The sequence below is a fragment of the Streptomyces sp. NPDC005494 genome, from assembly GCF_042872025.1.
Taxonomy (GTDB): Bacteria; Actinomycetota; Actinomycetes; order Streptomycetales; family Streptomycetaceae; genus Streptomyces.
In genome coordinates, this window is sequence record NZ_JBIAJR010000002.1 from 844,490 (window position 1) to 864,215 (window position 19,726).

General features: G+C 69.6%; 20 protein-coding genes and 2 pseudogenes. 9 read left to right on the forward strand and 13 right to left on the reverse strand.

Annotation, left to right across the window (positions count from 1 at the left end):
• Positions 1-5: 5 nt before the first annotated feature.
• From ACFYQ6_RS09620 to ACFYQ6_RS09630, 3 genes are read left to right on the forward strand one after another with little or no spacing between them, the layout of a single operon-like run.
• Entirely contained in the window at positions 6-1,415 is a 1,410-nt protein-coding gene (locus ACFYQ6_RS09620; RefSeq protein WP_361577109.1) for an aldehyde dehydrogenase family protein, read from the forward strand.
• On the forward strand, positions 1,412-2,518 hold the full coding sequence (locus tag ACFYQ6_RS09625) for an NAD(P)-dependent alcohol dehydrogenase (RefSeq protein WP_361577112.1): 1,107 nt from the start codon (positions 1,412-1,414) through the stop codon (positions 2,516-2,518). The genes ACFYQ6_RS09620 and ACFYQ6_RS09625 overlap by 4 nt, the downstream gene beginning before the upstream one ends.
• Entirely contained in the window at positions 2,515-3,501 is a 987-nt protein-coding gene (locus ACFYQ6_RS09630) for a class I SAM-dependent methyltransferase (RefSeq protein ID WP_388762087.1), read from the forward strand. The genes ACFYQ6_RS09625 and ACFYQ6_RS09630 overlap by 4 nt, the downstream gene beginning before the upstream one ends.
• Before the next feature lie 152 nt (positions 3,502-3,653).
• On the opposite strand, the gene ACFYQ6_RS09635 is transcribed toward ACFYQ6_RS09630, so the two are convergent.
• The 5 genes and pseudogenes from ACFYQ6_RS09635 to ACFYQ6_RS09655 all read right to left on the reverse strand — a co-directional run bounded on the left by ACFYQ6_RS09635 (position 3,654) and on the right by ACFYQ6_RS09655 (position 5,830).
• On the reverse strand, positions 3,654-4,187 hold the full coding sequence (locus tag ACFYQ6_RS09635; protein ID WP_361577283.1) for an EF-hand domain-containing protein: 534 nt from the start codon (positions 4,185-4,187) through the stop codon (positions 3,654-3,656).
• Between the two features lie 511 nt (positions 4,188-4,698).
• Positions 4,699-4,788, reverse strand: a pseudogene (locus ACFYQ6_RS09640) (DUF4916 domain-containing protein); the annotation flags it as partial.
• A 3-nt stretch (positions 4,789-4,791) separates the two neighbouring features.
• Entirely contained in the window at positions 4,792-5,214 is a 423-nt protein-coding gene (locus tag ACFYQ6_RS09645) for a DUF6221 family protein (RefSeq protein ID WP_361577118.1), read from the reverse strand.
• Complete coding sequence (locus tag ACFYQ6_RS09650) at positions 5,211-5,537, reverse strand: DUF6221 family protein (protein ID WP_361577121.1); 327 nt, start codon at positions 5,535-5,537, stop codon at positions 5,211-5,213. The genes ACFYQ6_RS09645 and ACFYQ6_RS09650 overlap by 4 nt, the downstream gene beginning before the upstream one ends.
• Positions 5,534-5,830: a hypothetical protein gene (locus ACFYQ6_RS09655; protein ID WP_361577124.1), complete on the reverse strand. Its 297-nt coding sequence runs from the start codon at positions 5,828-5,830 to the stop codon at positions 5,534-5,536. Before ACFYQ6_RS09655 ends, ACFYQ6_RS09650 begins: the two co-directional genes overlap by 4 nt.
• Before the next feature lie 553 nt (positions 5,831-6,383).
• Between ACFYQ6_RS09655 and ACFYQ6_RS09660 the strand changes: the two genes are divergently transcribed.
• Entirely contained in the window at positions 6,384-7,154 is a 771-nt protein-coding gene (locus ACFYQ6_RS09660) for an alpha/beta hydrolase (RefSeq protein ID WP_361577127.1), read from the forward strand.
• A 404-nt stretch (positions 7,155-7,558) separates the two neighbouring features.
• On the opposite strand, the gene ACFYQ6_RS09665 is transcribed toward ACFYQ6_RS09660, so the two are convergent.
• The 6 genes from ACFYQ6_RS09665 to ACFYQ6_RS09690 all read right to left on the reverse strand — a co-directional run bounded on the left by ACFYQ6_RS09665 (position 7,559) and on the right by ACFYQ6_RS09690 (position 11,759).
• The gene (locus tag ACFYQ6_RS09665; RefSeq protein WP_361577129.1) at positions 7,559-8,023 is read right to left on the reverse strand and encodes a calmodulin-binding protein; all 465 of its coding nucleotides are present in this window, start codon (positions 8,021-8,023) and stop codon (positions 7,559-7,561) included.
• Between the two features lie 776 nt (positions 8,024-8,799).
• Complete coding sequence (locus ACFYQ6_RS09670; protein ID WP_361577132.1) at positions 8,800-9,120, reverse strand: STAS domain-containing protein; 321 nt, start codon at positions 9,118-9,120, stop codon at positions 8,800-8,802.
• A 240-nt stretch (positions 9,121-9,360) separates the two neighbouring features.
• Positions 9,361-9,864: an N-acetyltransferase family protein gene (locus tag ACFYQ6_RS09675; protein WP_361577135.1), complete on the reverse strand. Its 504-nt coding sequence runs from the start codon at positions 9,862-9,864 to the stop codon at positions 9,361-9,363.
• Complete coding sequence (locus ACFYQ6_RS09680) at positions 9,861-10,280, reverse strand: arsenate reductase ArsC (RefSeq protein ID WP_361577138.1); 420 nt, start codon at positions 10,278-10,280, stop codon at positions 9,861-9,863. Before ACFYQ6_RS09680 ends, ACFYQ6_RS09675 begins: the two co-directional genes overlap by 4 nt.
• Entirely contained in the window at positions 10,273-11,364 is a 1,092-nt protein-coding gene (gene arsB / locus ACFYQ6_RS09685) for an ACR3 family arsenite efflux transporter (RefSeq protein ID WP_388762094.1), read from the reverse strand. The genes ACFYQ6_RS09680 and arsB overlap by 8 nt, the downstream gene beginning before the upstream one ends.
• The gene (locus ACFYQ6_RS09690) at positions 11,361-11,759 is read right to left on the reverse strand and encodes a metalloregulator ArsR/SmtB family transcription factor (RefSeq protein WP_361577144.1); all 399 of its coding nucleotides are present in this window, start codon (positions 11,757-11,759) and stop codon (positions 11,361-11,363) included. Before ACFYQ6_RS09690 ends, arsB begins: the two co-directional genes overlap by 4 nt.
• Before the next feature lie 79 nt (positions 11,760-11,838).
• On the opposite strand from ACFYQ6_RS09690, the gene ACFYQ6_RS09695 reads away from it, so the two are divergent.
• From ACFYQ6_RS09695 to ACFYQ6_RS09710, 4 genes are all read left to right on the forward strand, one after another.
• Positions 11,839-12,312 (forward strand): ArsI/CadI family heavy metal resistance metalloenzyme, encoded by a 474-nt coding sequence (locus ACFYQ6_RS09695; protein ID WP_361577147.1) that lies wholly within the window; start codon positions 11,839-11,841, stop codon positions 12,310-12,312.
• A gap of 261 nt (positions 12,313-12,573) precedes the next feature.
• Positions 12,574-13,410 (forward strand): helix-turn-helix domain-containing protein, encoded by an 837-nt coding sequence (locus ACFYQ6_RS09700; protein ID WP_388762098.1) that lies wholly within the window; start codon positions 12,574-12,576, stop codon positions 13,408-13,410.
• A 75-nt stretch (positions 13,411-13,485) separates the two neighbouring features.
• Positions 13,486-13,953 (forward strand): cupin domain-containing protein, encoded by a 468-nt coding sequence (locus ACFYQ6_RS09705; protein WP_361577153.1) that lies wholly within the window; start codon positions 13,486-13,488, stop codon positions 13,951-13,953.
• Positions 13,950-14,669, forward strand: coding sequence for a GDSL-type esterase/lipase family protein (locus tag ACFYQ6_RS09710; RefSeq protein ID WP_361577156.1), 720 nt, complete (start codon positions 13,950-13,952; stop codon positions 14,667-14,669). Before ACFYQ6_RS09705 ends, ACFYQ6_RS09710 begins: the two co-directional genes overlap by 4 nt.
• A gap of 479 nt (positions 14,670-15,148) precedes the next feature.
• On the opposite strand, the pseudogene ACFYQ6_RS09715 reads toward ACFYQ6_RS09710, so the two are convergent.
• Positions 15,149-15,282: pseudogene (locus ACFYQ6_RS09715) on the reverse strand (transposase); the annotation flags it as partial.
• 30 nt (positions 15,283-15,312) lie between these two features.
• Entirely contained in the window at positions 15,313-15,624 is a 312-nt protein-coding gene (locus tag ACFYQ6_RS09720) for a hypothetical protein (RefSeq protein WP_388762102.1), read from the reverse strand.
• Positions 15,625-15,770: 146 nt separating this feature from the next.
• Between ACFYQ6_RS09720 and ACFYQ6_RS09725 the strand changes: the two genes are divergently transcribed.
• On the forward strand, positions 15,771-19,361 hold the full coding sequence (locus ACFYQ6_RS09725; RefSeq protein WP_388762256.1) for an NB-ARC domain-containing protein: 3,591 nt from the start codon (positions 15,771-15,773) through the stop codon (positions 19,359-19,361).
• Positions 19,362-19,726 lie beyond the last annotated feature (365 nt).

Here is a 19,726-nt window from a genome sequence, read left to right on the forward strand (position 1 = left end):
CCGGGATGCCGACACCCGAAGCCGACCGGGCCCCAGGACACCGTGCCCCACGCCTCGCCGTCATCGACCCGGCTACCGGGGAGACCTTCGACGAGGCCCCCGACCAGCGACCGGACGAGCTGGACGACGTGATCGACCGGGCCCGGCGCGCCTGGACCGGATGGCGCGCCGACCCGGCAGCCCGCGCCACCGGACTGAACGCCGCCGCCGACGCCGTGGAGGCCGCCGGGGACGACCTCGCTCCGCTGCTCACCCGGGAACAGGGCAAACCCCTGGCCGAGTCGTACGCCGAGGTCGCCCGTACGGCGGCCCGCCTGCGGTACTTCGCCGATCTGGCCCCCCGTACCCGCCGGATCGACGACGGCCGACCCGTGCACAGCGAGATCCGCTGGCGTTCTCTCGGACCTGTTGCCGCGATCGTGCCGTGGAACTTCCCCCTCCAGCTCGCGTCGGCCAAGTTCGCGCCCGCACTGGCGGCCGGTAACACCGTGGTCCTCAAACCGTCCCCCTACACCCCTCTCGCCACCCGACTGCTCGGCGCCGTCCTCGCCACGGCTCTTCCCGAGGACGTCCTGACCGTCGTCACCGGGCGGGAACCGCTCGGTGCCCACCTCGCCTCCCATCCGGGCTTCCGCCACGTCACCTTCACCGGCTCCGTGCCGACCGGACGGGCCGTCGCCGGAGCTGCGGCGGCCTCCCTCGCCCGGATCACCCTGGAACTGGGCGGCAACGACGCGGCCGTCCTCCTGGACGACGTCGACGTGGACCGGATCGCGGACCGGCTGTTCTGGGCCGCCTTCCGCAACTGCGGGCAGGTCTGCATGGCGGTCAAACGCGTCTACGCACCGGCCCGGCTCCACGCCGAGGTCGTCGAGGCCCTTGCGCACCGCGCGAAGACCGTCGTCGTCGGACCCGGCCTGGACCCGGACACCCGGCTCGGGCCCGTCAACAACGCCCCCCAGCTGGCCCGCGTCGAGCGGGTCACGCAACGGGCCCTGGCCGCCGGCGCCAAGGCGGCGACCGGCGGTCACCGCCTCGACGGGCCGGGCTACTTCTTCGCTCCCACGATCCTCACGGACGTCCCTCCTGACGACCCGGTGGTGACCGAGGAACAGTTCGGGCCGGTTCTGCCGGTTCTGCCGTACCGAGACCTCGACGAGGCCGTCGAGGCGGCCAACGGCACCGGCTTCGGGCTCGGAGGCTCCGTGTGGGGCACCGATCTCGACCGGGCGGCGGCGACAGCCGACCGGCTCGAATGCGGCACGGCCTGGATCAACCACCACGCCGAACTCTCCCTCGCCCAGCCCTTCGCAGGCGTCAAGGACAGCGGGGTCGGAGTCGCGGGCGGGCCGTGGGGCCTCTACGGCAACCTCCGTCCGTTCGTCGTGCACCGGCCGCGGGAGGAAGAACGATGAGGTTCCGAGCCGCCGTGCTGCGCTCGTACGAGTCCCCGTTCGCGGTCGAGGAGGTCGTTCTGGGCACCGGCCCGGCCGCCGGTGAGATTCTCGTCGAGATCGCGGGATGCGGAATGTGCCGGACCGATCTCGCGGTCCGGCGATCAGCCGGCCGCACTCCGCTGCCGGCCGTCCTCGGCCACGAGGGCACCGGAGTCGTGGTGGCGTCGGGCGACAGCCCGGACAGCGCGATCGGCGTCGGTGACCACGTCGTGCTGAGCTTCGATTCCTGCGGCGGCTGCAGGAACTGCCGTGGCGCGGCCCCCGCCTACTGCGACTCCTTTGCCTCACTCAACCTCTTCGGGGGACGCGAGGAGGACGCGTCACGGCTCACCGACGCCGCCGGGGGAGCGGTGGCCTCCCGGTGGTTCGGCCAGTCCTCCTTCGCGGAATACGCTCTCGTCCCGGCGCGCAACGCCGTCCGGGTCGACCCCGCCCTTCCGCTCGAACTGCTCGGTCCGCTCGGCTGCGGCGCCCTCACCGGTGCCGGGGCCGTACTGAACACCTTCCGTGCCGGTCCCGGTGACACCCTCGTCGTACTCGGCGCGGGAGCGGTGGGCCTGACCGCGCTCATGGCGGCCACCTCCGTCGGCGTACGGACCGTGGCCGTCGACAGGCATCCCGGGCGCCTGGAGCTGGCCGAGCGGTTCGGCGCGGTCCCGCTGTCCTCCGCCACGGCCGGACTGGCCGAACGCATCCGCCGGCACACCGACGGCGGCGCACAGTACGCCCTGGACACCACGGCCTCCGCCCCGCTCATCAACGACGCGCTCCGCGCGCTGCGCCCCACCGGCACTCTCGGGCTCGTGGCACGTCTGCACTCGGCCCTTCCGCTCGAACCGGGCACGCTCGACGGAGGCCGCGGCATCCGGCACATCTGCGAGGGGGATGCCGTACCCGAACTGCTGATACCCCGGCTGATCGGTCTGTGGCAGGCCGGCCGCTTCCCCTTCGACCAACTGATCCGCACCTACCCGCTGGCCGACATCAACGAGGCCGAACGCGACTGTGACGCCGGACGCGTGATCAAGCCCGTCCTGCTGCCGGAAAGAAGAGAACGATGAGTGAACCGTCCACCACCGAAGCCCCCCGCCATCCCAGCAGCGACCCTCCCGAGTTCGTCGCTCCCACCGAAGGGGACACGACCACCACGGAGACGCGGCCGACCGGCGCGGAAGGCGTGGACGCAGGCGTGGGACTGACCGCCCTCCTGGTCGCCGCCGCACGGGCGATCGAGACCCGCCGCCCCGACAGCCTGGCCCAGGACGTCTACGCGGAACACTTCGTACGCGCTGCCCCCGCCTGCGCGGACTGGCCGGTGAGCATCCAGCAGGTCCCGGACGGGGACGACAACCAGTTGTGGGGGAGGTTCGCCCGCTACTTCGGCCTGCGGACCGCAGTCCTCGACGACTTCCTCCAGCGATCGGTCGGTACGGGCGTCCGGCAAGTGGTCCTCCTGGGAGCGGGACTGGACACCCGGGCCTTCCGGCTGGATCTGCCGTCCGACTGCGTCGTCTTCGAGATCGACAGGGCGGGCGTGCTGGCCTTCAAGCAACAGGTGCTCAAGGACCTCTCGGCCGCCCCGAGGGCGAAGCGGGTCCAGGTACCGGTCGACCTGCGCGACGACTGGGTCACCGCGCTGACCTCCGCAGGCTTCGATCCGGCCGCACCGAGCGCCTGGCTGGCCGAAGGACTGCTCTTCTACCTGCCGGGTCCCGCCGAGACGTACCTCATCGACACGGTGGACCGGCTCACCACAGGGGCCAGCGCCCTGGCCTTCGAGGCCAAGCTGGAGAAGGACCTGCTGGCATACCGCGACAGCCCGATCTACGTGGCGACGCGGGAGCAGATCGGCATCGATCTGCTCGATCTCTTCGACAGGGGGCCCCGCCCCGACTCCGCGGGTGACCTGACGGCGAAGGGCTGGTCCACCTCGATGCACACGCCCTTCGAGTTCACCCGTCTGCGGGGACGTGGTCCCCTTCCTGAGCCGAACGACGCGCTGGAGGGGAACCGGTGGGTGTTCGCGCACAAGCCCCGCCCCTGACGCCTACCCACGATGATGGCCGCACGGGCCCGGCACCGCCGTGACCGCACGGGCCGACGCCCGCGCCTGTGCGGGGAGCCGGGTGTCGGTGCCGGCATGCGGCGTCCCGTGGCGGCACGCACCGCCACGGGACGCCGTATGTCCGGGCCGTGTCAGACGGCCCGGACAGCCACCAGTTGGTCAGCCGGAATCCCGCCCAGGTCCGGGGCGTAGTAGTCCTCGATGCCCCTGGCCCACGTGGTCACGGTGATGCGGTCCTCGGCGTCCGGGCCGAATGCGTCGAAGAGCGCATGGATGTTCGCCTCGGTGAAGCCGATCGCCGTCATCAGCGAGACGAAGAGCGGGCGCTCGATCAGTCCGTCCCCGTCGGGGTCACCGAGTGCGGCGAGCGCCTCGGCGAACGCGGTGATCGTGGGGCCGAAGCGCCCGGGGTCGAGCACGAACGGACGGAACTCGTCGACGGAGATCACACCGTCTCCGTTGGCGTCCAACCCCGTGACCAGCGTGGTCCAGTAACGGCGGAACGCGGCCCGGATGGCCTCCCTGGCGTTGTCGTCCGAAGCTACCGCCACCTCCAGAACACGTTCCGTCATGAGGTCGAAGTCGTCGGAGTCGAGGACCCCGTTGCCGTTGGCGTCGAAGAGAGAGAAGACCAGCTCGGCCCTCTCGGTGGCCTCGGTTCGCATGTCCGTCACCTGTCTCCTGCGGTCCGTGCATCCCGGACTCGGCTCAATGAGTGCCTCTACGTAACCTCCTGGGGGGAGAGGCGTGACGGTGTGGAGACCTTCGCTACCAGAAGGAGTGAGTCCGCCGACAACCAGTTCGTACGGCCGGGCCCAGACACCTCGTGCGGCGGGACCGCCGCTGCCGTGCACCAGGCTGTGGAACTCTCTCACCGACACTCGGCCCGCACGACGCAGCAGGTCAAAAGGCAAGCTGGGGGCCGAGCCGGATCCCGCGTGCTGCGGCGACGGCGTCCAGGGCGCCGACATGCCAGGGGTAGAAGTGCTTCGTCCCGCAGCAGAACGCCAGCACGTGTTCGTACGCCCCTTCGGTGCCGATCCGCAGCAGGGCCTGTACGGCGGGCTCGTGGGCGCCGGACCAGGTGTCGGGTCCAGGAGGGCCGTCAGGGGAGTGAGGTCCTCCGCCGAGCCGCGTTCGACGAGCGCGAGTGACGCCACTTCCCGGGCCGGTGTGTCCCACATGGGCCAGTACCTGCTTCAGAAGCACCCCGTGGCCGCCCGGCATTCCGCCCTGCACGGCCGGTGCGGCCGCCTCCTGCGCGCTGACCTATGGGCGCCACTCGGGCTGATAGTCCGGATGGTCGGCGTGAACCTGCGCGAGGTGCCGCACTGCCATCTCGACGGCCATGCGCTGTGTGCTCGCCACATAGCGATTCAGTGCGTCCGAAGGCCTTTCACCCGTCGCGGGCGGCGTGTACTGCTTCAGCAGGCCCCGTGTCGCCTCGACCTCACGCAATACCTGCGCCGGGTCGTGCAGGGCGATGTGTGCGGCGCGGGCGGCGTCCTCGTCGGACCCGCCGACCTCGGGGCCCGTGGTGACCAGAGGCGGTGCATCGTCGTCCGAAGACGCCACGGAGTAGATACCCGTTCCCCATGCCTGCCAGCTCTCACTCGTGCCGCCGGCAGCCACAGCGGCTGCCTCCTGCTCGTCGAGACGGGCTTGGAGGAAGGCGACCAGCGCAGCGCTCATGCAGGGCTCCCGGGCTGGTCGGAGGACGTCTCGTCGTGCGGGTAGTCCCGGTGCTCGACGTAGGGCGCGGCGAGCAGCCGAAGCTGGAACTCGGCGTTCCGCCCGCCCGTCCCTGCGGTTCCCAGGTACGGCACCACGGTGTCGTCCAGCAGCGCGAGGCGCGCTTCAGCGGAGGCGACGGAGAAGCGGGCGTGCTTGGCGGCGTCCTCGGGTTCGACGCCGAAGCGCCCGGGCTGCGTGAGTACCACGTTGCCGGCGAAGCGGGCCTTCTCCAGCTCCTCGTCGAAACGAGCTCGGACAAAGGTCATCAGTGCGTCGGTCATGCGGAGCTCCTTGAGGCGTTGATCCTGGCCCGTGGTCGGCCCACCGGCTCCGTGCCAACGGGTACCTCGAGGGTGCGGCCGGCAAAAGTGCCCCGGGAGACGCCGCCCTCCAGGCGCAGGATCTGGACGGCATCACAGCGGGTCGGCTCAACGAGCAGGGGGAGCGTATCGGTGCGCTCCCCGGTGTGGTCGCACTGGATCGCCCCCTGGTCCCGCGCGGCCTTCCGGCGCGCCCCGTACAGGTCGCCCGGTTCCTCGCGGGCGGCCTGTTTCAGGTGGTCGGTCTCGATCACGCAGGACTCCTGGGTCGGTCGAACTTCCTCTTCGGCTGTCACGGCCGTGTTGCCCTCGGTCGCAACGCCGGCAGTCGGTCGCAACGCCGGCAGTCGTGCAGCGTGGCGAGCCACGGCAGTGTCCGACGCCCCGACCTGATGAGAGAGTCCAGGGCGAGCACGTGGCGTGTCCCCGCACGGCTCCCGGGGGGTGGCGCTACCGCGGTAGGACCACATGCCTCATGCCGCTTCTTGACGCCGACACCGATGTCGAAGTCTAGCGCCGGCTGCATGAACACAGACCACGCGCTTCCCGCCGCTGATCTCGATGTCCTCGTGCAGGGGCGGGCCTCGCGGGCCGGCTCGCCCGGGGTGCCGACGGCGTCGAGGGTAACTTCGGGTGGTGCCCCCGCGCCTGTCGGCCCTCTCCTCCAACGATCGGTGCAGAGCGCTTCCCGAGGTCCGGCTACCCCGGCCCGTGCATGATCCGGGACGGCGAGCGGTTGTGGTGGCGTACCCGGCTTCGGTGGCTACGCTCGTCTCTCCATCGATCTTGACCGCAAGGGAGCAGACTGTGCGCAGCGCCGCCGTGACAACCGAGGGTGATCGAGTCCGCTGGGTCGAGCTGCCGGGTCAGGAGCCGCCGCGCGTCTACGTGCACGGGCTGGGAGCTACGTCGCCCGCGTACTTCACCGAGGTTGCGGTCCACCCTCTGCTGACCGGCCACCGGTCACTGTTGATCGACCTGTTGGGCCACGGCATCAGCGACCGGCCGACCGCCTTCGACTACACGCTGGAGTCACATGCCGATGCGCTCGCTGCCGCCCTGACCAGCGCGGGTGTGAGGGGAGCCGAGCTGATCGCGCACAGCATGGGCGGCTCGGTCGCGATCGTCCTCGCCGCCCGCCACCCCCACATGGTTTCCCGGCTGGTCCTGATCGACGCCAACCTCGACCCGATCCCGCCCACCCCCGGCTCGGCGGGCAGCGGCGGCATCGCCTCCTACTCCGAGGAGGAGTTCATGGCGGGCGGATGGGAAGAGGTCCGTGACCGGGCCGGTGCACATTGGTGGTCCACGATGCGCCTGGCCGGCCGCGAAGCCTTGCATCGCAGCGCGGTCCACCTCACCCGCGGGACCGTGCCCACCATGCGTGAGCTCCTGATGGATCTGGGAATTCCGCGTACCTACCTGCTGCCCGAGGCCGACTGCCCACTCCCGGACACCGACGCCCTCACCGCAGCGGGTGTGTCCGTCGTCGCGATCCCGGATTGCGGACACAACATCATGCTGGACAACCCGGAAGCCTTCGCCAGCGCCACCGCGGAGGCGCTGGCGGACCGATAGCAGCAGCAAACCGGCCACACGTGTGCTGACCACGAGCAGCGACGCCAGGGGGAGTGAGAACACCGGCTGCCGTGCAGGACGAAGCCGCAGCCGCAAAGGCCCGCAAAAGGCCCGCAACCGGAGGCAGCCGAGACTCTGTGGCGGTCGGCCAGCCCTACCAGGGCCCGCAGGTAACCGCGTGGTCCGCTGACGACGTACCGGCGATCAGCGGCTTCTTCCTCACCATCTGACCTGGGTGGACTGGAGCGAGGGGGTCGGCGAAGGGTGCCCGCAGCGGCTTACTTCGTCCGTCTTCGGGGCCCGGATCCGATCTGCCAGGGGCGGCGGTCGAGGCCGGCCCGGGCAGTACCGTGTGCGCGGGGCGCCGCGGTGTTGCGTACAGCGTTGGGCGCCCGACTGGGCCCCTACGGCGCGGGGACCTCCCGGACGAGTCGTGAGGTCCAGCCGCACCAGACCAGGCCGGGCAGGAAGGCGCCGCCGGCTTCGTCGAGGTGGTCCTCGGTGTACGGGATGGTGGCGTCGCACACTTCGATCATGTCGTCGAAGAACTGAGTGCTGTCCGGGTTGGCGTGGAAGCTCCAGCGCGGGTTGTAGTCGGCCTCCCGCTTGACGATGCGCGTGAGGACGTGCGGCCGCTCGGTGGTCTCTCCGCTGATGAGGTCCCGGGCATGCTTGATGTCGTCGCTCTTCGTCAGCTTGATGACGAACTGCTCCCGCGTCGCGTCGGTCATCACGAAGTATGCGGGGACATCGGCGGCGGCGCGGACCGGCCTGGTGCTGGGGGCGCTGGCCTGGGAGGGCTGTGCGGTGGCGAAGGCCAGCCCACAGACGGCGGCCAGTCCGGCCGCCTTGGTGAATACGCGTCGCATGGGGTGTCTCCTTGGTTCCGGCGTCGTGCACTTCACGATCAGACACGGAGGGTATCTGAATTGCTACGCTCTGTGACTTCGTGAGCCCGTGGCGTCGTGTTCAGGTTCACCCGGCCCTCCACTTCCCCCGAGCGCGTCCCGCCACCCCCGCACGTCCGAGAGCCGCACCCGAGCCGGACCGACGTGCGTCGGGCGACTTCTGTCCAGGTCCCTCTCGCCAGTTGCGGACGATGATCCTGTACGCAGGCCGTCCGACTGGAGTCCTGGCAGCGGGCGCGTAGCTTCCGAGAGCGGGCCAGGAGAGTCTCGTCAGACGCTCTGACGCTTCGCAGCCGGCAAAGCGACGTAGGGCCAGTTCGTGACCAGCCGCCCCGCATTGCGGGCCGGCTCAGCCTGGGCGAGTCGCGATCGAGCGGATGGTGACCGGTATCGCCTCGCCCGTCGACAGCGAACGCGGCTTGCCGCGTCTCTCCCGCCGGATCAAAGACGGACGCCGGATGCGAGGCGATGGGCCGCGACGGCATCCACGTCTCCCTGTGGATCCTCATGGCCTGGCTTGCCGAGGGGCGCACCCCGGACAAGGTGGCCCGCTCCATCGTTTGAGGGCCTCGGATTCGACGGCGACGCGGGCACCTGCGTCTCGTCGGTCGGCTGGGCCGCCTGAGGCCTGCACAAGCCCAACGCGCCGCCCCCGGCATTGAGTTGCCGGGGGCGGCGCGTTCCGCGTGGTCGCCGCAGCGAGGCGCGGGCTCTGGGGCCGCGCTACGCAGGTGGGGCTACGCGGCCAGAGCGTCTTCGAGGGTGGGGTAGATGCGCAGGACGCTGTCCGCGCCGATCAGGCTGAAGAGTCTGGTGACGACGGGGGAGGGGGCGGCGATGCGCAGGTCGGTGCGGTGGTGGGTGGTCAGGATCAGCCTGATGAACATGGAGTCGCCGAAGGTGATGCCGCCGGCGTCGAGCACGATGATGGCGTGCTGGGTGAGCGCCCTCTCGATCTCCGCCTCCAACGGCACGATGGAGTCCACGTCCAATTCTCCGGTGGGGGTGATCACGGCCGTTCGCGTGGGGTCGGGTCTGTGGGAGGCATCAGTTGTCATCCGGCAATTGTTGCCCACCGGGCTGCGCAGTACTCCCGCGGGCTGCCGGTCAGTAGAACCGGCAGGCAGCCGGCCCTGGCCGGTGCGTGCTTCTGTGGCTCAGCGCGTAGGTGGCCTGTCCGGCCAACTGCGTGCGAAGCGGGGCGCAGCTTCGGACCTGGGCGGTGGCGTGCTGGTCGGGGTTTCCGGTCTGCGGAGGCGAAGGTGTCCTACGGGCGGGAAGGCGTGCTCGGGGGGTAGTCACAGTTCGGTGCTGCGGTGTTCGATGAGGAGGACGTCGCGCCATCGGCCGTGGTGACGGCCGATGCGTTGGCGGGTGCCGATGACGCGGAACCCGGCTTGACGGTGAAGTGCGAGGCTGGCGGTGTTCTCGGGGAAGATGCCGGACTGCACGGTCCAGATCCCGGCGGCCTCGGTGGAAGCGAGCAATGCGCGCAGGAGCGCCGTGCCGACGCCGCGACCCCGGGCGGCGGGATGCACGTACACCGAGTGCTCGACGACGCCGGCATACGCGCACCGGTCCGACACGGGCACGGCCGCGACCCACCCGAGTACCTTGCCCGTGTCGTCGACGGCGACCGAGCGGTGCGCGGGCAGCTTGGCGGCGTCGAACTGCTCCCACGAAGGAGCCGCGGTCTCGAACGTCGCGTTCCCCTCGTCGATGCCGAGTCGGTAGATCGCGAGGACCTGCTCGGCGTGCTCGGCCCCCATGGGTACGATGCGCACCCTGTCGGCGGCGCTCATTGCCGACCCGCGGGCACGATCTCGCCGATCAGTCCCCGAATCCGCTGCTCGATCTCGTCGCGGATGGGGCGCACGGCCTCGACGCCCTGCCCGGCGGGGTCGGTCAACTTCCAGTCGAGGTAACGCTTTCCGGGGAAGACGGGGCAGGTGTCACCGCAGCCCATCGTGATCACGACGTCGGATGCCTGCACGGCGTCAACGGTGAGCACCTTGGGCACCTCGGCCGAGATGTCGATGCCTACCTCGGCCATCGCCGCGACGACGGCAGGGTTCACCGTATCGGCGGGGACGGACCCTGCGGACCGGACCTGTACACGGTCGCCCGCAAGGTGCGTGAGGAACGCGGCGGCCATCTGGGAGCGGCCGGCGTTGTGGACGCAGACGAACAGTACGGACGGCGGGGCAGTGTCAGACATGGGCGGGGTCTTCCTCGGGCAGCGGCACAGGAGTGGTGAAGAAGCGGCGGGCGTACAGCGCGACGTGGACGAGGCCGATCAGTACCGGCACCTCGATGAGCGGTCCGACCACGCCGGCGAGGGCCTGCCCGGACGTGGCGCCGAACGTGGCGATGGCGACGGCGATGGCCAGCTCGAAGTTGTTGCCCGCGGCGGTGAACGCGAGCGTCGTCGCACGCGGGTGGTCGAGGCCCACGGCGCGGCCGACCCCCAACGAGCCGGCCCACATTAGCGCGAAGTACACGAGCAGCGGCAGTGCGATACGGACGACGTCGAGCGGCTGTGAGGTGATCGCGTCGCCTTGCAGCGCGAACAGCACCACGATCGTGAACAGCAGCCCGTACAGGGCGAACGGCCCGATCCGCGGGATCAGCTTCGCCTCGTACCAGGTGCGACCCTTGACCGTCTCGCCGATCCGGCGCGTGAGGTAGCCGGCGACGAGCGGGACTCCGAGGAAGATCAGCACGCTTCGGGCGATCTCCCACACGGACACGTCGAGGCCGGCCTGCTCCAGGCCGAGCCACCCGGGCAGTACGGACAGGTAGAACCAGCCGAGGGCCGAGAACGCGATCACCTGGAACACCGAGTTCAGCGCGACCAGCACGGCGGCGGCCTCGCGGTCGCCGCAGGCCAAGTCGTTCCAGATGATCACCATGGCGATACAGCGCGCCAACCCGACGATGATCAGGCCCGTGCGGTACTCGGGCAGGTCGGGCAGGAACAGCCACGCCAACGCGAACATGAGCGCCGGCCCGACGATCCAGTTGAGGAGCAGCGAGGGCAGCAGCAGGCGTCGGTCGCGGGTGACGGTGCCGAGCCGGTCGTAGCGCACCTTGGCGAGGACCGGGTACATCATCACGAGCAGGCCGAGCGCGATGGGCAGCGATACCCCGGTCACGGTGACCCCGGCGAGCGCGTCCCCGAGGCCCGGCACGACGCGGCCGAGTCCGAGTCCCACCGCCATCGCGGCGAGAATCCACACGGCGAGGTACCGGTCCAGGAAGGACAAGCGGCCGACGACCGCCTGCTCGGGTGCGCCGCTCACGCGGTCACCTTGGCGCGCGGGGGCAGGGGCTCGCCTGCGGGGCGCGTCAGGATTCCGGCGAGGCGGTCGGTCATCTCGGGCAGCAGCCAGTAGTAGACCCACGTACCGCGCCGCTCGCAGTCGATGAGGCCGGCCTGCCGGAGCAGCTTGAGGTGGTGCGAGATCGTCGGCTGCGACAGGTCGAAGGCGGGGGTCAGGTCACAGACGCAGACCTCGCCGCCGGCACGCGACGCGATGATCGAGAGCAGACGCAGGCGTACGGGGTCGCCCAGCGCCTTGAACACCTTCGCCAGGTCTACGGCCTGCCCCTCGTCGAGGGGAGCGGTCAGCAGCCCGGGGCAGCAGGCGCCGGTCTCGTCGGTCTGGCCGAGCACCACAAGCTCTTGTTTAGGCATGCTTCTATGTTGACGTTCTTCGATCCAAGATGCAACCTTGAATCGACGGACATCAATGCAGCCGATCGGAGTCACCGCCATGTCCCGTGCACAACTCGCCCTGCGCGTCAGCGACCTCGAAGCGTCGGTCACCTTCTACTCGAAGCTGTTCGGCACCGAACCGGCCAAGCGACGCGAGGGATACGCCAACTTCGCCATCACCGAGCCGCCGCTCAAGCTCGTGCTGATCGAAGGCGAGCCCGGACAGGAAACCCGCCTGGACCACCTCGGCGTCGAGGTGGAAGCAACCGAGCAGGTGACCGCCGCGACCAGCCGGCTCAAGCACGCCGGCCTCGCCACCTTCGAGGAGAACGACACCTCGTGCTGCTACGCCCTACAGGACAAGGTGTGGGTCCACGGCCCCGGCAAGGAACCATGGGAGGTATACGTGGTCAAGGCCGATGCCGACACCCTCGGCAGCAGCGCCGGCCCCGACACAGCCGGTGACGCCTGCTGCACCAGCCAGGCCACCCACGCAGCGCCGGAAGCGGCCGGCTGCGCCTGCGGTAGCTGACTTGCTGGGCCGGCAACGACTTCGCGGTGTCCCATGAGAACACCGCGAAGTCTGGAGAACGACGGGCTCCGGGCGCTGTCTTCCCCCAGCTCCGCGCGGGCGAGCCGGTGCCGTTGCAGACCTGCCGCGGAGCGCTGGTCCAGGACCGCCTCCCTGACTTCACCCCTGCCGCCCCGCAGCCTGCCGTCGGCTTCGTCCTCGAACTGGTGGCAGTTGAACAGGCGAGCCCGCCTGTAGACCGCCGGTTCGTACACTGCGAGGGTGGAAGACCATAGGGCCACCAGGATCTGTGCACGTCCGGCGCCCGCCTTGCGGAGGTACGTCGGCTCGTACGTCGGTTTCGATCTGCGTGGGTTCCCGGCGGGGGTGCACTGCGGTCCGCCGGGCCGCGTGCTCACTGCGGTGATCAGTCTGTCCGGCCCTTTGGAGGTGGCGCCGGGCGTCGACGACGGGTCACCGGTCTCCCGGTTCGCCGGCGTGGCCGGTGGTCTGATGCGCCGGTCCGTCGCGATCCACCACGACGGACGTCAGGAAGGCGTGCAGGTGTCGCTGACACCGCGCGGGGCCCGGGCCGTCCACGGCATGCCCGCCGCTGGTCTCGCCCACCGACTGGTCCCGCTCGACGAGCTTCTCGGAGCGCTCTGCGTCGAGCTGGTCGACCGGCTCCGCGCGGCGACGACATGGGCCGCACGGTTCGCCGTGCTGGACGAGTTGCTCCTGCGAGCCGTCGGCCGCAACGCAGGCGGCGCCCCTGTGTCCCAGGTGCGCCCCGAGGTGGCCGAGGCATGGCGCCGCCTCTTGGCCGCGCGGGGCCGCGTCCAGGTCGGGGAGGTCGCCGCAGAGCTGGACTGGAGCCGTCGGTACCTCACCGAGCGGTTTCGAGGTGAGGTGGGCCTGTCGCCGAAGACCTTCGCCCGGGTTTTGCGCTTCGAGCACGCGCACGAACTGGCCACCATGCACGACCCGCTCCCGTGGGCCGAGGTGGCGACCGTCTGCGGCTACGCCGACCAGGCCCATCTCGTGCGGGACTGGAGCGAGTTCACGGGCCGATCGCCGACAGCATGGCTTCGCGGCGAAGTCCTGCTCGGGAACGGGTAGCCGCCGGCCACCGCGGCGGCTTCCGTTCCCTTTCCTTCAAGACCACCCGACTGCTGTCCTGTGACGATCGTCGGCATGAGACTCGTGAATCACGAACCCCACGCCATCGACCTGCGGACCACCCCCGTGCACCTCGGGCTGGGGTCGAGAGCGAAACCCATCGAGGGCTTCGCCTGGGACCCGGAGGTGCTCCATGCCTACAGCGCCGCCGTCGCGGCAGACGGCGCCGAGGGCCGGATGGTGACGATCCTCGACGCCGACGGCCTCGGCGACCATTGGGAGCGCCACCCCGCCGGCGACGAACTGGTCGTCTGCCTCACCGGGTCGGTGACGGTCACCCGCGACGTGGCCGGAGTGCCCGACCGGGTTGTACTCGGACCGGGTGAGGCCACCGTCAACCCGGCCGGGACATGGCACGCGGTCGACACGGCGGGACCTTCGTCCATCCTGATCATCACCGCCGGCCTCGGCACCGACCACCGTCCCCGGACCGAATCCCTCCCGACCGAGCACACCGGCACGCCCGGCCCGCGAACACCGTGACGACCCGTGTCGCTTGCCTCGGCGACAGCCTCACCCGCGCGCAACTCAGCGTCGACTACCTGGACCTTCTCCAGCGACGCCGCCCTCCCGGCGACGTACGGCTCACCCGCTTCGGCGTCAACGGAGACTTCGCCCACAACCTCTCACGACGCCTCGACGCCGTCACCGCGGACCCATTCGACGTGATCACCGTGCTGATCGGGACCAACGACGCCCGAGCGAGCCTCGCCGGCTACCCCGTCGAGCGGGCCATGAAGCGCAAACAACTCCCCGAGCGCCCGTCGGCCGACTGGTTCCAGCAGCGCCTGGGAGCCGCCGTCGAACGGCTGCGGACGCAGACCGACGCGACGATCGCTCTGCTGTCCCTCCCGGTCCTCGGCCAACAACTCGACGGAGCCGCGGCACGGGCATCACAGGCGTACAGCCGCATGATCGCCGAGGTCGCCACCACCAACAACGCGACCTATCTCCCGCTCCACGAACGCCAGACCGAGGAACTACGCCAGGCCGGCCCGCCGCAGATCCCCTACCGGGACCCGACGCCCGCAGCGAGCGTCGGCGTCCTCGTCCAGTGCGCCTTGCTGCGCAGCAGCCTCGATACGATCTCGCGGCGCCGGGGTCTCGTGCTGACGACCGACCACATCCATCAGAACAGCCGCGGGGCCGCCCTCGTCGCCGAGGTCATCGACACCTGGCTCCCGACCCGGAGCGCGTAGCCGGTCCCGGCGGCGGCCCTGTCCGACGTATCCGGTTCCCGCCCTTACCCTTACCTGGCAGCCAACGACAACCGGACCATCTCGAACGCGCTCGGCCACCACGACAAAACACCACCCGCCGGCTCAACGAGACCTACGCGACCTGGAGCCGATGGACCGTGGGAGCACACACGGTCACCGGAAGGGCGGGTTCCAGGAACTGACGACAGTTGATTGCGAGAGTCCGCCGGTGTACCGACGCCAACATGCCGGCGCCGGAGCTGTCCTGCGCTGCGATAGTCAAGACATGGAGCGAACGCACGGACCCGAGGGCGGGATGCCCGCGCAAACAGAGGCCTGCGCCCGGACCAGACGGCGGTACGTGTCGTGGTCATAACCGCGGTTGCCGAGCAGGACGTCAGGCCGTCGACGAGGACGCTCCGCGAGCCCCGGGACCGACGGGATGTTGGCGAGCAGGGGCATCGGCTGGACAACGTCATCCAGGCAGCGGGCCGGCGCCAGCACGTCATGCCTGAACCAGGCCCAGCTCCTGCGGCAGGTACTCCCACTGGATCCCGGTGTGCAGCACGAACGGGATCCCGCACAGCGCCTGACGGTCAGGAACCCCGACTCGCCGATCCCGGCCGCACCCGGAACGTCGGAGTCACCGCAGCGCCGGGGCCGGGACGTCTCCCTCGAAGGCGGTGCGCTCGGGCAGGAGAGCGGCTGGGGCGAGGTCAGGTGACCTGCTGTCCGACAGCCATGCGGGGGCGGACAGCGCTGCTGCCAGGGCGACGACCGCCGCCAGAGCGAGGCTGATGCGCAGGCCGTGCTGGAATCCCTCCGTGCCGGAGACCAGGGCGCAGAAGCCGGCCGCGGCCGGGGCGCCGCCGATCCTGGGCCGTCGAATGCCATGGGTGTGCTCCGTCCCCGAGTTCCCAAAGCTGCACCACTCGCCGCCGGGGGTGCCGCACACGGCGGCTGCGTCGGCCCCTTCCGCTGGAGTGCGGCTTGACCTTGTGACGTCGAAGTCCGCCGTGCTTGGGTGTGTCATGTTCAGCAGCGAGGCAAAGTCCCACCGCTAGCGGGTCATGGTCCGTGACCGTGCATTGGATGCTGCTGATGGGTGGTCCTCCAACGGAGGACGGGGGAGGTGCGTTTGTGGTGAGGTTACGGGGGGCGGCACTGGCCCTTACCACTACGGTGGTTGCGTCAACCGCGTTGTTGGCGTTGGCGAGTAACGCCGCGACGGGGGACGATCGTTGGCCCGGCGTTCTTGATCTTTTACGGGAACACGCGTGGCCCGCGGTTGCTGTGCTGCTCGTCATAGGGGTCGGCGCCACCATATTGCAGACTTCTGTCGCGAACCGACTGTCCGCCGCCGCGGAAGTCCCCCCGGCTCCAAGCCCGGTGGACGTACCGGACTGGGTGATCGATCGCGTTCAGACGCAGCAGGCCATCGCCGCCGTATGTGGCCGACTTCATGGGCCCCTGCCTGCCGTGGCTGCCCTCGTAGGTGCGGGCGGGTTCGGCAAGACCACACTTGCCGACCTGCTGTGCGCCGACCGGAAGGTGCGGCGACGATTCGGCGGCCGGATCTACCGGGTCACCGTAGGACGGGATGTTCGTGGGCGCGCGGCGATCGCAGGCAAAGTAGGTGAGGTCACACGCTTCATCACGGGTAACGCCGAGGTGTTCGAGGACCCCGAGCTTGCTGGCGCACACCTGGGGCGCCTCCTGCAGAAACATCCAAGGACGCTGCTCCTGCTCGACGACGTATGGGACGCGGAGCAGCTCAGGCCGTTCCTGAACGGCGGCAGAAACTGCATGCGGCTGGTCACTACACGTCGGCGCGATGTCCTTCCTGCCACCGCCAGACGCATCTTGGTCGACGAGATGTCCGCGCCAGAGGCTCGCCGAGTGCTGGCCAGGGATCTCGCGCCGTTGCCGCGCGAAACCGTCGAGAGCCTCTTGGAAGCCACGGGCCGTTGGCCGCTGTTACTGCGTCTCATCAACCGGGTGATATTGGCGGAAGTGAGTCTGACCAGCGGAGAATCCGCTCGTGCGGCAGCAATCACGGCGGCAGGGGTGCGCGTACTGCAGCAGCTGAACGAAATCGGTCCGACCGCTGTCGACGATCCGTGGGACCCCATGGATCTGGACGACCCGGCACAACGAATCAAGGCCGTTCGGGCCACCATCGAAGCCGCCGTACGACTACTGCCGGAACACGGTGCGGAACGGTTCGCCGAACTCTGCGTCTTCGCCACCGACGACGCCGTCCCGATGGCATTGGTCGAATCGCTATGGCGGAATCAGGCCGGACTGACCACCACCGAATCCCAGGCTCTGCTGCGAAAGATCACAAGTCTCTGCCTCGCGAACCCTGTTCACGGCGAGACGGGAGCACTGGCGCTGCACGATATCGTGCGTGACTATCTCCGGGCAGAACTGGGACCTGCGCGCCTGACACAGCTGCACGAGTCGCTCGTCGATGCCGTGGCCGGCCAACTGCCGTCGGCAGACCCGCTCCTCCCGGATCGACCCGTTCCCAGTAGATCGTGGTGGGCGGTGGAGCATGGCTATCTGCTCGATCACCTCATCGACCACCTTCTGGCGGCCGGGCGAACCACCGAAGCCGAAGCCACCGTCGGCGACATCCGCTGGGTCGAAGCACGCCTCTTGCACCAGGGGCCTGCCGCGACGCAGGAGGACTGGTTCCGAGTTGCCACCGAATCGTCGATACAGCGAGCCCGCGAGATCGCCCGAACGGCGCACCTCCTGGCATCCACCGATCCCCCGGAAGCTGTTGTCGGCATTCTTCATGAGCGCCTTTTCCACCTCCCCGCCTGGCAGGACCAGATCACCGCGCGCCGTGCAGAACGCCCTGGTCCGGTCCTGATCAATGACGGCGACTTGCCCGATCTGCCAGATCCTGCCTCGGAACGTACCTTTCTGGGCCACACCGCCTGGGTGTACGCCCTGGCGTTCTCACCCGATGGCACACAGCTCGCCAGTGCCGGCGACGACGGCTCCATCCGACTATGGGACCTCAGGTCCAGCAGCACCGCTCACATCCTCAAGCTCAGATTCCCCTGGCTCAAACGGGTCCAGGTGCTGGCCTACTCGCCCGACGGCACCCAGCTGGCCGCCGCAGGATCCTTCGGAGTCAGGCTCTGGGACTTGGCCACCGGCACCGCCCCCCGTTCCCTGCCCCGCGGCCTCACCAGCAAGACCCGTGACCTTGCGTACGCGCCGAACGGGACTCAACTCGCCACCGTCGGCCACGACAAAAAGGTTCGGATCTGGAACCCGGCCACCGGCAAGATCATCACTGTCCTCGGTGGGCACACCGGCCGAGTCCGCGCACTGGCATACACACCTGACGGCACGAAGCTCGTCACAGGAGCCGCCGACGGAACGATGCGGGCCTGGGATCCGGTCACCGGGGCCACTCTCGCCGTAGCTCGCGGAGAGGCCTTCAAGATCCGCGTCCTGGCCATCTCCAGCTCGCAGTACGTCGTTGCCGGCAACAGGTCCTTCGACGACCCGATCGTAGAAATCCATGACAGGGCCACGGGCGCACTCATGCATGACATCGGCCTCGACACCAGCAGACTGCAGACTGCGGCGTTCGCGCCGGACGGCGCGCAACTGGCCACGGCGGGAGCCGACGGGACGGTGCGGCTGTGGGACACCGCCACGGGTGCCGCCATCCATGGGCTGCACCGCCATCTCGACCGCGTGCATGCCCTGGCCTATTCCCCCGACGGAATGCGTCTCGCCAGTGCGGGAGCAGACAATGCTGTGCGCATCTGGAATCCCCATGCCGAATCCAGCGAGTCCCGCTCCGGAGCCGTGCGGAGCTTCGACCTCGCACGGAACGGAACTCAGGTCGCGATCGCCTCCAACGACACGGTACTGATCGTTGAGGCGGGGACGGACGGGTGGAGCACCGATGCGATGCGTACCATTGCCGTTCCTGAACGCGCCGTCCGGCGATTTCCGGTCGCCATGTCACCGGATGGAACCCACATCGCCACGGGTGGCGCCGAGGACCATGCTGTCCGGATCCGGAGCCAGCAGAGCGGAGACGTGACCGACACCCTCTCCGGGCACAAGAGTGAGATTCGTGCGTTGACGTACTCGCCGGACGGGACGCAACTTGCCTCAGGTGCCGGCGACGGCTTGCGGCTCTGGCATCTGGCCTCTGGGGCGTACATGCATCGCCTTCTGGCTGTCACCGCGTTGGCGTATGCCCCCGACGGACGCGAACTGACCATTGCCAGCGGTTCGCTCCTCAGGTTCATGGACCCGGTCTCCGGCCAGCCTAAAGGGCACTATGCCCACGCCCGGAATGTATGCACGGTTGCGTACTCGCCCGACGGAGCCCAACTCGCCGCCGGTCTCGAGGACGGCCAGGTGATCGTATGGGACCCGAGAACCGACCGCCCCCAACTCCACCCCCTCGGCGCCCATACCGCCGCAGTGAACGCTGTCTCGTACTCGCCCGACGGCCTCTACCTGGCAACGGCCGGCAACGACCTGTCCTTGCGGATCTGGGGTCGCCAAGGTACTCGGGTCACCATGACGCGAACCGAGCAGGCCCTCGTGACCCTGGCGTGGGTCACGGACGCCACTGGCTACGGCCTCATCGGTGGGGGCGGGGCCGGAGCGTACTTCTGGAAGTTCATAGCGGCTGGCTCCAGCTGAGTTGCGCAGAACACGAGGTCCCACTGCGCGTGGTGACGAACCCGGTGAAGCCGACGCATTACCGCGGTCCCGGGCCTGGCATCCGCGGGGGCGTCGGCCTCAAGGGACAGGACCGTGAGACGGAAGCGCCGTGTCTCTCACATGGGACAGAGGCTGCCGCTCTTGCCCGACCGGGCTGCGTACGAGAGCGCAGGATCGCCCGCGAGGCACCCCGAGCCGCCACCCGCCCTCTGGGTGCCGCAGCGCCCACGCAGAGACGCTCGGCGACGTCACCGCAGGCCAGGCAGGCGATCCCCCAGCCTTCGACATCTCGGTGCACCGCAGGCCCTGAGACCGCGATCGTGCGGGGCGGAGGCCGACGGAAC